The 13,870-nt window shown below is 50.2% G+C and carries 11 protein-coding genes; 8 read left to right on the forward strand and 3 right to left on the reverse strand.

Features of this window, described 5'->3' with window-relative positions:
- Nucleotides 1-148: 148 nt before the first annotated feature.
- From aqpZ to ACK8NJ_RS15545, 8 genes are all read left to right on the forward strand, one after another.
- Nucleotides 149-844 carry an aquaporin Z gene (aqpZ, locus tag ACK8NJ_RS15510; protein WP_000488716.1) on the forward strand — a complete coding sequence of 232 codons (696 nt, stop codon included), beginning with the start codon at nt 149-151 and terminating at the stop codon, nt 842-844.
- 483 nt (nt 845-1,327) lie between these two features.
- Nucleotides 1,328-2,227 carry an L-lysine exporter LysO gene (gene lysO / locus ACK8NJ_RS15515; RefSeq protein WP_001338421.1) on the forward strand — a complete coding sequence of 300 codons (900 nt, stop codon included), beginning with the start codon at nt 1,328-1,330 and terminating at the stop codon, nt 2,225-2,227.
- Nucleotides 2,228-2,370: 143 nt separating this feature from the next.
- Nucleotides 2,371-4,023 (forward strand): hydroxylamine reductase, encoded by a 1,653-nt coding sequence (gene hcp / locus ACK8NJ_RS15520; protein WP_000458817.1) that lies wholly within the window; start codon nt 2,371-2,373, stop codon nt 4,021-4,023.
- A gap of 11 nt (nt 4,024-4,034) precedes the next feature.
- Nucleotides 4,035-5,003: an NADH oxidoreductase gene (gene hcr, locus ACK8NJ_RS15525; RefSeq protein WP_001558898.1), complete on the forward strand. Its 969-nt coding sequence runs from the start codon at nt 4,035-4,037 to the stop codon at nt 5,001-5,003.
- Nucleotides 5,004-5,135: 132 nt separating this feature from the next.
- Nucleotides 5,136-6,854 carry a ubiquinone-dependent pyruvate dehydrogenase gene (gene poxB / locus ACK8NJ_RS15530; protein WP_000815339.1) on the forward strand — a complete coding sequence of 573 codons (1,719 nt, stop codon included), beginning with the start codon at nt 5,136-5,138 and terminating at the stop codon, nt 6,852-6,854.
- Between the two features lie 36 nt (nt 6,855-6,890).
- The gene (gene ltaE / locus ACK8NJ_RS15535) at nt 6,891-7,892 is read left to right on the forward strand and encodes a low-specificity L-threonine aldolase (protein WP_411961776.1); all 1,002 of its coding nucleotides are present in this window, start codon (nt 6,891-6,893) and stop codon (nt 7,890-7,892) included.
- Nucleotides 7,893-7,902: 10 nt separating this feature from the next.
- Nucleotides 7,903-9,333, forward strand: coding sequence for an SDR family oxidoreductase (locus ACK8NJ_RS15540; protein ID WP_411961777.1), 1,431 nt, complete (start codon nt 7,903-7,905; stop codon nt 9,331-9,333).
- Between the two features lie 98 nt (nt 9,334-9,431).
- Nucleotides 9,432-10,445 (forward strand): NAD-dependent epimerase/dehydratase family protein, encoded by a 1,014-nt coding sequence (locus tag ACK8NJ_RS15545; RefSeq protein ID WP_001305933.1) that lies wholly within the window; start codon nt 9,432-9,434, stop codon nt 10,443-10,445.
- Here the strand turns inward: ACK8NJ_RS15545 and amiD are convergent.
- The 3 genes from amiD to ACK8NJ_RS15560 all read right to left on the reverse strand — a co-directional run bounded on the left by amiD (nt 10,442) and on the right by ACK8NJ_RS15560 (nt 13,572).
- Nucleotides 10,442-11,272, reverse strand: a complete 831-nt coding sequence (gene amiD / locus ACK8NJ_RS15550) for an N-acetylmuramoyl-L-alanine amidase AmiD (RefSeq protein ID WP_409023413.1) — start codon at nt 11,270-11,272, stop codon at nt 10,442-10,444. The genes ACK8NJ_RS15545 and amiD overlap by 4 nt on opposite strands.
- The gene (locus ACK8NJ_RS15555; protein WP_409023414.1) at nt 11,269-11,592 is read right to left on the reverse strand and encodes a heavy metal-binding domain-containing protein; all 324 of its coding nucleotides are present in this window, start codon (nt 11,590-11,592) and stop codon (nt 11,269-11,271) included. The genes amiD and ACK8NJ_RS15555 overlap by 4 nt, the downstream gene beginning before the upstream one ends.
- Before the next feature lie 210 nt (nt 11,593-11,802).
- Nucleotides 11,803-13,572 carry a pentapeptide repeat-containing protein gene (locus ACK8NJ_RS15560; RefSeq protein WP_411962541.1) on the reverse strand — a complete coding sequence of 590 codons (1,770 nt, stop codon included), beginning with the start codon at nt 13,570-13,572 and terminating at the stop codon, nt 11,803-11,805.
- Nucleotides 13,573-13,870: the final 298 nt, after the last annotated feature.

A 13,870-nucleotide genomic window follows, 5' to 3' on the forward strand; every position in this document is an offset into this window, starting at 1 on the left:
TAAATCAAATTTACTGGATTTATTTATCTGGCGAATGATTTGCCTTCGTTTTTAAAATAGCCGCGCATTATTTCCGTCGTCACTTTTTTACGACGACCCTATAAAACGACCATATTTTTCACAGGGTCAATTTTTAATTGAGGTGGATATGTTCAGAAAATTAGCAGCTGAATGTTTTGGTACTTTCTGGCTTGTTTTTGGTGGCTGTGGTAGTGCCGTACTGGCCGCAGGCTTCCCGGAATTAGGCATTGGTTTTGCCGGCGTGGCGCTGGCATTCGGTCTGACCGTTCTGACGATGGCCTTTGCTGTTGGTCATATTTCTGGTGGTCATTTTAACCCGGCGGTCACTATTGGTTTATGGGCTGGCGGACGTTTCCCGGCAAAAGAAGTCGTTGGCTACGTAATTGCCCAGGTTGTCGGCGGTATTGTTGCGGCGGCGCTGCTGTATTTAATTGCCAGTGGTAAAACGGGTTTTGACGCGGCAGCCAGCGGTTTTGCTTCTAACGGTTATGGCGAGCATTCGCCAGGCGGTTATTCCATGCTTTCCGCACTGGTAGTTGAACTGGTATTGAGTGCAGGTTTCCTGCTGGTGATCCACGGCGCAACCGACAAATTCGCTCCTGCTGGTTTTGCGCCGATCGCTATTGGTCTGGCCTTAACCCTGATTCACTTAATCAGTATTCCGGTGACTAACACTTCTGTTAACCCGGCGCGCAGCACCGCGGTTGCTATCTTCCAGGGCGGCTGGGCATTAGAACAACTGTGGTTCTTCTGGGTGGTGCCAATTGTCGGCGGTATTATCGGTGGTCTGATTTACCGGACCCTGCTGGAAAAACGTAATTAATTAACGCAGAAGGCCTGGCGCAATGTCAGGCCTTTTTTAAATATATTGATTCATCTTCCTGTTGCGCTCCTTGATGTGTTAAGCCACATATAGTCACTGGCGCAGGGAGCGCGCAGGGGGCGGCCAATCGCCGCCGCCCCCTGCACCCCCGGGCTCTGGCGAACAAAATCGCCGCTGCGCGGTGCCCTCGACTTATCCCTTGCGGCTACCGGGTCGGGCGCGAGGTAACATCCCTGTAAAACGCGCCCTCAGCCCACATCCATGTGGGCTGCCCCGGCCTTCAGGGAACGCCTCGGCGATTTTGACGCCACCAACACCGGTGCGGTTTGTAATTAAAGCGCAAGAATATCTTTAAATGAAAATGAATACCCTACCGATCCTTATGCATAACATTTCCTTTTAATTGCAACTTTACTCGTCCTTCCGCTTTCAGTAGTGTGTCATCGCGCATTTCGACTTCATCTTTGCAAGGACTGGGTTTTCATGTTTTCTGGGCTGTTAATCATTCTGGTTCCCCTGATTGTGGGTTACCTCATTCCTCTTCGCCAAAAAGCTGCATTAAAAGTTATTAATCAGCTATTAAGCTGGATGGTTTACCTTATCCTCTTTTTTATGGGTATCAGTCTGGCGTTTCTCGATAACCTCGCCAGTAACCTGTTGGCGATTCTGCATTATTCTGCCGTCAGTATTACCGTTATTTTACTGTGTAATATTGCCGCCCTTATGTGGCTGGAGCGAGGCCTGCCATGGCGCAATCACCATCAGCAAGAAAAACTCCCGTCGCGTATTGCGATGGCGCTGGAGTCGCTAAAACTGTGCGGCGTAGTAGTGATTGGTTTTGCCATTGGCCTGAGTGGACTGGCTTTCTTACAACATGCGACCGAAGCCAGTGAATACACCTTAATTCTGCTACTTTTCCTCGTCGGTATTCAGTTGCGCAATAATGGCATGACCTTAAAGCAGATTGTCCTTAATCGCCGGGGAATGATTGTCGCCGTGGTGGTGGTTGCCAGTTCATTAATTGGTGGTTTAATTAACGCCTTTATTCTTGATCTTCCCATCAATACCGCGCTGGCAATGGCCTCTGGTTTCGGCTGGTATTCTCTTTCCGGTATTTTATTGACTGAATCTTTTGGTCCGGTAATCGGGAGCGCGGCGTTTTTTAATGATCTGGCCCGTGAGCTGATTGCAATTATGTTGATCCCTGGGCTGATTCGCCGCAGCCGCTCTACCGCACTGGGCTTATGCGGTGCGACGTCGATGGATTTCACCCTGCCCGTTCTTCAACGTACTGGCGGGCTGGATATGGTCCCGGCGGCAATTGTTCACGGTTTTATTCTTAGCCTGTTAGTGCCGATCCTCATCGCCTTTTTCTCTGCGTAATACCTCTCTGGCGGTAGATCCCTGCCGCCAAAATTGCGCTAAATCAATCTCCCTTAAAGTTGCATGAAAAATCCCTTTTATCCCTGCGTTAAGCGTCTTAACCTTAAACATGTATATTAAATATAACTTTAAAAGGTGTGATCATGTTTTGTGTGCAATGTGAACAAACTATCCGTACTCCGGCAGGAAACGGCTGCTCATACGCGCAGGGGATGTGTGGTAAAACGGCGGAAACCTCTGACCTTCAGGATTTACTCATCGCGGCGCTGCAAGGGCTTTCGGCCTGGGCGGTAAAAGCGCGTGAATACGGCATCATCAACCACGATGTAGACAGCTTTGCGCCACGCGCATTTTTCTCAACCCTGACCAACGTTAACTTCGATTCTCCGCGTATAGTCGGCTACGCTCGTGAAGCGATTGCCCTGCGCGAGGCGCTGAAAGCACAATGCCTGGCTGTAGATGCCAACGCCCGCGTCGATAACCCGATGGCTGACCTGCAACTGGTGAGCGATGATCTCGGCGAGCTGCAACGTCAGGCAGCAGAATTTACCCCTAACAAAGATAAAGCGGCGATTGGCGAAAACATTCTCGGCCTGCGTCTGCTGTGCCTGTATGGCCTGAAAGGTGCGGCGGCCTATATGGAACACGCACACGTTCTCGGTCAATACGACAATGATATTTACGCCCAGTACCATAAAATCATGGCGTGGCTGGGGACCTGGCCTGCCGATATGAACGCGCTTCTTGAGTGTTCAATGGAAATCGGCCAGATGAACTTCAAAGTGATGAGCATTCTGGATGCAGGCGAAACCGGTAAATACGGTCACCCGACGCCAACCCAGGTCAACGTCAAAGCGACGGCGGGTAAATGCATTCTGATTTCCGGTCACGATCTCAAAGATCTCTACAACCTGCTGGAACAGACCGAAGGCACGGGCGTTAATGTCTACACCCACGGCGAAATGCTGCCTGCGCATGGCTACCCGGAGCTGCGTAAATTCAAGCATCTGGTCGGTAACTACGGCAGCGGCTGGCAGAATCAGCAAGTGGAGTTCGCTCGTTTCCCTGGCCCCATCGTGATGACCTCGAACTGCATCATCGACCCAACCGTAGGCGCTTATGACGATCGTATCTGGACCCGCAGCATCGTTGGCTGGCCGGGTGTGCGTCATCTGGATGGCGAAGATTTCTCTGCGGTCATTGCCCAGGCGCAACAAATGGCGGGCTTCCCGTACAGCGAAATTCCGCACCTGATCACCGTCGGTTTTGGCCGCCAGACGCTGCTTGGCGCAGCGGATACGCTGATTGATCTGGTGAGCCGTGAAAAACTGCGTCATATCTTCCTGCTTGGTGGCTGTGACGGCGCACGCGGCGAACGTCACTACTTCACCGATTTCGCCACCAGCGTGCCGGATGACTGCCTGATCCTGACTCTCGCCTGTGGTAAATATCGCTTTAACAAACTTGAGTTTGGCGATATCGAAGGTCTGCCTCGTCTGGTGGATGCCGGTCAGTGTAACGATGCTTACTCAGCAATTATTCTGGCGGTTACGCTGGCAGAAAAACTGGGCTGCGGTGTCAACGATCTGCCGCTGTCGCTGGTGCTCTCCTGGTTTGAACAGAAAGCGATTGTCATTCTGCTGACGCTGCTTTCTCTGGGCGTGAAAAATATCGTCACCGGCCCGACTGCACCAGGTTTCCTGACACCAGATCTGCTGGCGGTGCTGAACGAGAAATTCGGCCTGCGTTCTATCACCACTGTTGAAGAAGACATGAAGCAACTGTTGAGCGCGTAAGGAGTTTGTCGATGACGATGCCAACGAATCAATGCCCGTGGCGGATGCAGGTTCATCACATTACGCAAGAAACGCCGGATGTGTGGACGATTTCCCTGATTTGCCACGATTACTACCCATATCGCGCCGGGCAATATGCACTGGTCAGCGTGCGAAACTCAGCGGAAACGCTGCGTGCTTACACCATTTCCTCCACGCCAGGCGTCAGTGAATACATCACCTTGACTGTGCGGCGGATTGATGACGGTGTCGGCTCCCGGTGGCTGACGCGCGATGTAAAACGCGGTGATTATCTCTGGCTTTCAGACGCAATGGGGGAATTTACCTGCGACGATAAAGCAGATGATAAATTCCTGTTGCTGGCGGCAGGCTGCGGCGTCACGCCGATTATGTCGATGCGTCGCTGGCTGGCGAAGAACCGTCCGCAGGCCGATGTGCAGGTGATCTACAACGTGCGTTCGCCGCAGGATGTTATTTTCGCCGATGAGTGGCGCAACTATCCGGTGACGCTGGTGGCAGAAAATAACGTTACCGAAGGCTTTATCGCTGGTCGTCTCACTCGCGAACTGCTGGCAGGTGTCCCTGACTTAGCTTCACGTACCGTGATGACCTGCGGCCCGGCTCCGTATATGGATTGGGTAGAGCAGGAAGTGAAAGCGCTCGGCGTGACGCGTTTCTTTAAAGAGAAATTCTTCACCCCAGTAGCGGAAGCGGCGACCAGCGGTCTGAAATTCACCAAACTGCAACCGGCACGAGAATTTTACGCCCCGGTTGGTACCACGCTACTGGAGGCGCTGGAAAGCAATAACGTTCCGGTTGTCGCCGCCTGCCGTGCAGGTGTTTGCGGCTGCTGTAAGACGAAAGTGGTTTCCGGTGAATATACGGTGAGCAGCACAATGACGCTGACCGACGCCGAAATCGCTGAAGGTTACGTACTGGCCTGCTCCTGCCATCCGCAGGGGGATTTGGTTCTCGCATAATCGCCTTATGCCCGATGATATTCCTTTCATCGGGCTATTTAACCGTTAGTGCCTCCTTTTTCCCCCATCCCTTCCCCCTCCGTCAGATGAACTAAACTTGTTACCGTTATCACATTCAGGAGATGGAGAACCATGAAACAAACTGTTGCAGCTTATATCGCCAAAACACTCGAATCGGCAGGCGTGAAACGCATCTGGGGAGTCACGGGCGACTCTCTGAACGGTCTTAGTGACAGTCTTAATCGCATGGGCACCATCGAGTGGATGTCCACCCGCCATGAAGAAGTGGCGGCCTTTGCCGCTGGCGCTGAAGCACAACTTTCAGGAGAACTGGCGGTCTGTGCCGGATCGTGCGGCCCCGGAAACCTGCACTTAATCAACGGCCTGTTTGATTGCCACCGCAATCACGTTCCGGTACTGGCGATTGCCGCTCATATTCCCTCCAGCGAAATTGGCAGCGGCTATTTCCAGGAAACCCACCCACAAGAGCTATTCCGCGAATGTAGTCACTATTGCGAGCTGGTTTCCAGCCCGGAGCAGATCCCACAAGTGCTGGCGATTGCCATGCGCAAAGCGGTGCTTAACCGTGGCGTTTCCGTTGTCGTGTTACCGGGCGACGTGGCGTTAAAACCTGCGCCAGAAGGGGCAACCTCGCACTGGTATCATGCGCCACAGCCAGTCGTGACGCCGGAAGAAGAAGAGTTACGCAAACTGGCGCAACTGCTGCGTTATTCCAGCAATATCGCCCTGATGTGTGGCAGCGGCTGCGCGGGGGCGCATAAAGAGTTAGTTGAGTTTGCCGGGAAAATTAAAGCGCCTATTGTTCATGCCCTGCGCGGTAAAGAACATGTCGAATACGATAATCCGTATGATGTCGGAATGACGGGATTAATTGGCTTCTCGTCAGGTTTCCATACCATGATGAACGCCGACACGTTAGTGCTACTCGGTACTCAGTTCCCCTACCGCGCCTTCTACCCGACCGATGCCAAAATCATTCAGATTGATATCAACCCAGCCAGCATCGGCGCTCACAGCAAGGTGGATATGGCACTGGTCGGCGATATCAAGTCGACTCTGCGTGCATTGCTGCCATTGGTGGAAGAAAAAGCCGATCGCAAGTTTCTGGATAAAGCGCTGGAAGATTACCGCGACGCCCGCAAAGGGCTGGACGATTTAGCTAAACCGAGCGAGAAAGCCATTCACCCGCAATATCTGGCGCAGCAAATTAGTCATTTTGCCGCCGATGACGCTATTTTCACCTGTGACGTTGGTACGCCAACAGTATGGGCAGCGCGTTATCTGAAAATGAACGGCAAGCGTCGCCTGTTAGGTTCGTTTAACCACGGTTCGATGGCTAACGCCATGCCGCAGGCGTTGGGTGCGCAGGCAACCGAGCCGGAACGTCAGGTGGTCGCCATGTGCGGCGATGGCGGTTTTAGCATGTTGATGGGCGATTTCCTCTCAGTAGTGCAGATGAAACTGCCGGTGAAAATTATCGTCTTTAATAACAGCGTGCTGGGCTTTGTGGCGATGGAGATGAAAGCCGGAGGCTACCTGACAGACGGTACTGAGCTGCACGACACCAACTTTGCCCGCATTGCCGAAGCGTGCGGAATTACGGGTATTCGCGTGGAAAAAGCCTCTGAAGTCGATGAAGCCCTGCAACGCGCCTTTTCCATCGACGGTCCGGTGCTGGTGGATGTGGTGGTCGCCAAAGAAGAATTAGCCATTCCACCGCAGATCAAACTCGAACAGGCCAAAGGTTTCAGCCTGTATATGCTGCGCGCAATCATCAGCGGACGCGGCGATGAAGTGATCGAACTGGCGAAAACAAACTGGCTAAGGTAAAAAGGGTGGCATTTCCCGTCATAATAAGGACATGCCATGATTGATTTACGCAGTGATACCGTTACCCGACCGAGCCGCGCCATGCTCGAAGCGATGATGGCCGCCCCGGTTGGGGACGACGTTTACGGAGACGACCCTACCGTTAATGCTCTGCAGGACTATGCAGCAGAGCTTTCCGGTAAAGAAGCCGCCATTTTTCTGCCTACCGGCACTCAGGCCAACCTGGTCGCTCTGCTCAGTCACTGTGAACGCGGCGAAGAGTATATTGTCGGTCAGGCCGCGCATAACTATCTGTTTGAAGCCGGTGGTGCGGCGGTGCTGGGCAGTATTCAACCGCAACCCATCGACGCGGCTGCCGACGGCACGCTACCGCTGGATAAAGTGGCGATGAAAATCAAACCCGACGATATCCATTTCGCCCGCACCAAATTACTCAGTCTGGAAAACACCCACAACGGCAAAGTGTTGCCGCGTGAATACCTTAAAGATGCATGGGAATTTACTCGCGAGCGCAATCTGGCGCTGCATGTTGACGGTGCGCGCATCTTTAATGCCGTGGTGGCTTACGGCTGCGAACTGAAAGAGATCACGCAATATTGTGATTCGTTCACCATTTGCCTGTCGAAAGGTCTTGGGACGCCAGTCGGTTCGTTACTGGTCGGTAACCGTGACTACATTAAACGTGCAATTCGCTGGCGGAAAATGACCGGTGGCGGGATGCGCCAGTCCGGCATTCTGGCAGCCGCCGGGATGTATGCGCTGAAAAATAACGTCGCACGCTTGCAGGAAGACCACGACAACGCCGCCTGGATGACGGAGCAGCTGCGTGAAGCAGGCGCAGATGTGATGCGTCAGGACACCAATATGCTGTTTGTTCGCGTCGGGGAAGAAAATGCTGCCGCGTTAGGCGAATACATGAAAGCGAGAAACGTGCTGATTAACGCCTCGCCGATTGTCCGCCTGGTGACCCATCTTGACGTCTCGCGTGCACAACTGGCGGAAGTCGCCGCCCACTGGCGCGCATTCCTGGCGCGTTAAGGAGGGAGACGTGCCGCAACGCATTTTAGTTCTCGGTGCCAGTGGCTACATTGGTCAGCATCTGGTGCGCACACTCAGCCAGCAAGGGCATCAGATCCTGGCGGCGGCACGTCATGTCGACAGGCTTGCAAAGCTGCAACTGGCAAACGTCAGTTGCCATAAAGTCGATCTCAGCTGGCCGGATAACCTTCCGGCCCTGTTGCAGGATATCGATACCGTCTATTTTCTGGTGCACAGCATGGGCGAAGGCGGCGATTTAATCGCTCAGGAGCGCCAGGTGGCTCTCAACGTCCGCGATGCGCTACGCGAAGTCCCTGTTAAGCAATTAATCTTCCTCAGTTCGTTGCAGGCCCCGCCACATGAGCAGTCTGACCATCTGCGCGCCCGTCAGGCTACGGCGGATATTCTTCGTGAAGCGGGTGTCCCGGTGACCGAATTGCGTGCCGGAATAATCGTTGGCGCAGGTTCAGCGGCGTTCGAAGTCATGCGCGATATGGTCTACAACCTACCAGTGTTAACGCCGCCACGCTGGGTTCGTTCACGCACCACGCCCATCGCGCTGGAAAACTTGCTGCACTATCTGGTGGCGCTGTTAGATCATCCGGCCAGCGAACATCGCATCTTCGAAGCCGCCGGACCAGAAGTGCTCAGTTATCAGCAACAGTTTGAACATTTTATGGCGGTGAGCGGTAAGCGCCGCTGGTTGATCCCCATCCCCTTTCCGACCCGCTGGATTTCGGTGTGGTTTCTCAATGTGATTACTTCCGTACCGCCCACCACCGCCAAAGCGTTGATTCAGGGGCTGAAACACGATCTGCTGGCAGATGACACCGCGTTACGTGCACTCATCCCACAACGGCTGATTGCTTTCGATGACGCGGTACGTCGCACCCTGAAAGAGGAAGAAAAGCTGGTCAACTCCAGCGACTGGGGATACGACGCTCAGGCCTTTGCCCGCTGGCGACCGGAGTACGGTTATTTCGCCAAACAGGCGGGGTTTACCGTTAAAACGTCCGCCAGCCTTGCGGCTTTATGGCAGGTGGTGAATCAAATCGGCGGTAAAGAGCGTTATTTCTTTGGCAATATTTTGTGGCAGACACGGGCGTTGATGGACCTTGCGATCGGTCATAAGTTAGCGAAAGGCCGCCCGGAGCGTGAATATTTGCAGACCGGAGATGCGGTGGATAGCTGGAAAGTGATTGTCGTTGAACCGGAAAAACAACTTACGCTGTTATTTGGCATGAAAGCGCCGGGGCTGGGACGACTGTGTTTTACCCTGGAAGATAAAGGTGACTATCGTACTATCGATGTTCGCGCATTCTGGCATCCGCACGGTATGCCGGGGCTGTTTTACTGGTTATTGATGATCCCCGCGCATCTGTTTATTTTTCGCGGAATGGCAAAACGAATCGCCAGACTGGCAGAACAAAGCACAGATTAATCGACAAAACCTGCGTTATTCTTTCATGTTTCCCATTGCATCATGGGGGAAATCACGGAAGAATGCGCACGTCATTTTCTCAACAACAGTGGATTGATATGAAGGTACTGGTTACCGGCGCCACCAGCGGCTTAGGTCGAAACGCGGTAGAGTTTTTATGCCAGAAAGGCATCAGCGTGCGAGCGACCGGTCGCAACGAGGCAATGGGTAAATTGCTGGAAAAAATGGGCGCAGAGTTTGTTCCGGCGGATCTGACCGAGCTAGTCTCATCACAAGCTAAAGTGATGCTCGCGGGCATTGATACGCTGTGGCACTGCTCCAGCTTTACCTCGCCCTGGGGGACACAACAGGCTTTCGATCTGGCTAACGTTCGCGCCACTCGCCGCCTGGGTGAATGGGCTGTCGCCTGGGGTGTGCGTAACTTTATTCATATCTCTTCCCCCTCCCTGTACTTCGATTATCACCATCATCGCGATATTAAAGAAGATTTTCGCCCTCACCGCTTCGCTAACGAGTTTGCCCGTAGCAAAGCAGCCAGCGAAGAAGTGATCAATATGCTTTCGCAGGCGAATCCACAAACGCGCTTTACTATTCTGCGCCCACAAAGTCTGTTCGGACCGCACGATAAAGTCTTTATCCCCCGTCTGGCGCATATGATGCACCACTATGGCAGCATTCTGTTACCGCATGGCGGCAGTGCGCTGGTCGATATGACCTACTATGAAAATGCCGTGCACGCCATGTGGCTGGCAAGCCAGGAAGCCTGCGATAAGCTACCTTCCGGGCGTGTGTACAACATCACCAACGGCGAGCATCGCACACTGCGCAGCATCGTGCAGAAGCTAATCGACGAGTTGAATATTGACTGTCGTATTCGTTCCGTCCCCTACCCGATGCTGGATATGATCGCCCGCAGCATGGAGCGTTTAGGCCGCAAGTCAGCAAAAGAGCCGCCGCTGACCCACTACGGCGTCTCCAAGTTGAATTTTGACTTTACGCTGGATATTACGCGTGCGCAGGAAGAGTTAGGTTATCAACCAGTCCTCACCCTGGATGAAGGTATCGAGAAAACTGCCGCCTGGCTACGCGACCACGGAAAACTGCCGCGCTAATCCTGCCCGTATTTCTCCAGCAACGCTTCGGCAATCGCCTGAGTTTCTGCATCCGCTTCGCCGTTGTATAACGTCGGGCGGAAATGCATCTGGAACGCCATAATCACGCGCCGCTGCTCGCGCGGTGTCATATCAGGTTTAACGTCATAACCGTAGCACGCCAAAAGCTCCAGCAATGATGCGGTATCTACCGGTGTGTGCGGCGCGCGCCCGGCAAGGTAAAAGTTCACCCGCTGCGCATCGGGCCAGGCACCAATCCCCTGCTGCGCCAGTTGTTGCCAGGGGAATAACGGCCCCGGATCGTCTTTGCGCTGCGGCGCAATATCCGCATGCGCCACTACGTTTTCCGGCTTGATGTGATAACGGGCAATAATATCTTTCGCCAGCGGAATAAGCGCCTGAATCTGTGCCTGTTCAAACGGGGCAAAATATTTCACTCCGGATGATTTCTGCCAGCCACGGTTTTCCAGCTCAATGCCAATAGAGGTGTCGTTAAGGCGCGTTGCCCCGCGCCAGGCGCTAATCCCCGCATGCCAGGCCAGCTCCTGTTCCGGCACCAGTTGCCAGATGCGCGGTTTACCGTTGTATCGCGGTGGCACAGCAGGCACCAGATAATGCGAACTGACCTGCTTATCGGTCAGTGTCGCCAGCGAGCTATCAAAATCATCTGCGGTGTAGTGGATAACCAGCACTTTAATGCGCGGATACGCCGCCTGCGCCTGGCGTCGGGTATCAAGCTGATATCCCTCTTTCTCGACAATGCCCTTTTCGCCGGCACACCCTGCCAGTAACAGAGCGGCGGCGACCAGCCAGAAGACTCTTCTCATCGACGCGTTTTCACCGCCGTACCGCTGACGCTAACCATCAGCATACTGCCATTTTGCCCGACCGTTTCGTAGTCGATATCAATACCGACTACGGCATCAGCCCCCAGCGCCCGGGCCTGATCGCCGAGCTCCTCAAAGGCAATCTCCCGCGCTTTACGCAATTCTTTTTCATAAGCCCCGGAGCGTCCGCCAACGATATCGCGGATACCGGCAAAGAAATCACGGAAAATATTGGCACCTAAAATCGCTTCGCCGGTCACCACACCGCAATATTCGACGATGGTCTGGCCTTCCAGAGTTGGGGTTGTAGATAATTGCATGATCGATCTCCTTGTTTGTTAAGCCTTCGATCTCTAAAGCATTATCGGACTGATATGCCATGTTGGGAAGAAGGTTTTGATCAGTTTAGGAAATCATCTCATTGTGTCAAAAACACCCACTTAAGTCTTTACGATTATCCGTTGCATAACCCGATATTGGTTTCATTATAGGGTACCGCTTACCTGTCTTATTATGTTGCACCAACAACATTAATGAGCGGAAAGAGGCAACTTATATTGTAAATGACTCCTAAAGTCTTCCCCATCTTGTGACTGAGGTATATACCTCTGGATTGCTTTTTGGTCAGACGCCGCAAAACAAGAAAGTAATAAGATCTCAATGCTTTTGTCATTAATATAAGCGAAGATCATTCTTGCAAATTCGTAAATAAACGCCCGATCCTGAGCGCTTAATAGTTTAATGCAATATTTATTCTTAAGAGAGAAAATAATTTCAAGGAAAGCATCCGCAGCAACCTTCACGTTATTCCCGGCGCTCATATTATATATATCCCTTGCACAGATAGAGTACAGAGATAGTAAACAGCCATAAAAATAATCATTTATTAACTCTTTTGTCCATTTTACTGGCAACCAGGGTTTTATCTTGACACCATGCATACTACAGTCATGAAAAAGACATTTGCTGAAATTAACTCTTATCATATCAACATAAAAAAAATGGCAGTTAATAAATTTTAAAGAATGAGTATTTACGTTGTTAATTTTAACAGATCTAAACGAAATATTTTTGAATACATTATTTATGATATTACTATTTGTTATTTTAACATCACCTAAACTGCCGTTTTCAAAACAACATTTTTTCAATATGCTTTCATTCACAACAGTGTGTGATAAATAGAGATTACTTATGTTTTGTTTTATTAATGCCACGTCATTAAAATGACTATATTTAATAAAGCAACCATCATTGAGTAGTGTTTTAAGATTGACTAAATTAGTTACATCTTCACGAACCATCGTGGCAACTGGAACAGGCAGAGACATGAAAACTTCTTCATTCACCATCAAGTGGATCATACATTGCGTTCCCTTTGTCATATCCACACTTACGCTACAAATATCGTGGTAATGCGAAGAGTGCATTTCAGGAAACAGATTAAACACGGTATCTTGAAAGGCACTAAATCGTGTTAATAAATCCTGATAATGAACAGGTTTTGTTTCAAAATTATCATCAGCAAATCCAAGCACTATTGTATGCTCTACATCTAACGCAGTTTCAAATGACTCTTCTTCTGTAAAATCATTATTTAAAACCTCACCTGACGTATTATCACTGTCATAAAAAGTGCTCATCAATGCGATATTGTTTGTTACAGCGTCTTTTTCGATATTCTCATTAATTGCATATCGCGTGCTATAATCATAAAAATGAATAAACGCGTCCTTTATAAAGGATATATATTGTTCTTTGTTAAAGTCAATACGACTGTATAACTTTTCAAAAATCACATTCGCAATCTTACTACCAATGGTATACCTGTATAATAATGGGTGCGATTCAATCGTAAAATGCTTATCTAATTGTTCTTGTAATTTATTCTCATACTCTAGTGGGAAAAGAAATTTTTGTCTTTCAAGTTTTCCATTCGATACATTACGTATTCCAATAGAGATTCTTTCATTACCCGCCTTTATTTCAACTTCGTTATCTTCTGATTTACCCAGATATTTTTTAACATCAGTTTCGAAAGCATTGCTAAAAAATGTATTAAACTGGTAATTCGCTGATAGAATATTTTCCGCGAGCAACACATCATTTTTTATGAGATCACTGTCAGCATTTATTGCTAATATCAGATGCAAGTAGATGGTGTCCCATGTAGACAACTCCCCCCTACGACTAGAATTTAATATCGCGAAAAATTCCCTCAGTGAATCCAGGAAATTATCACTTTGATTCAGTTGTGTGCCTGAAAATGATGATGCTTGATCAGATATATTGTTTATCATATTAAAAATCACCCAAGGGAAAAGATATTCCACTGAACTCCTCGTGCTTTATTATTATAAAAGCACAACGCATTTATACTCATATTAATTAACGAAACACTGATACAGTTTGATTTATTCTTCGCTCAAATTCATTAGCTTAAATTCTTTACCCACAACTGTAGCATATATAATATTATCAAAAGTCAAAGCTGGGACTATCAAATTTCGCTCATTTTCAAAAATACAATGTAATTTTGGCAATCATCTTAATCGCAGGATCTCTTATCGCATGTGAAAGTTTTGTAATGATTAGACA

The sequence above is a fragment of the Escherichia sp. F1 genome (assembly GCF_046764225.1).
Lineage (GTDB): Bacteria > Pseudomonadota > Gammaproteobacteria > Enterobacterales > Enterobacteriaceae > Escherichia > Escherichia coli.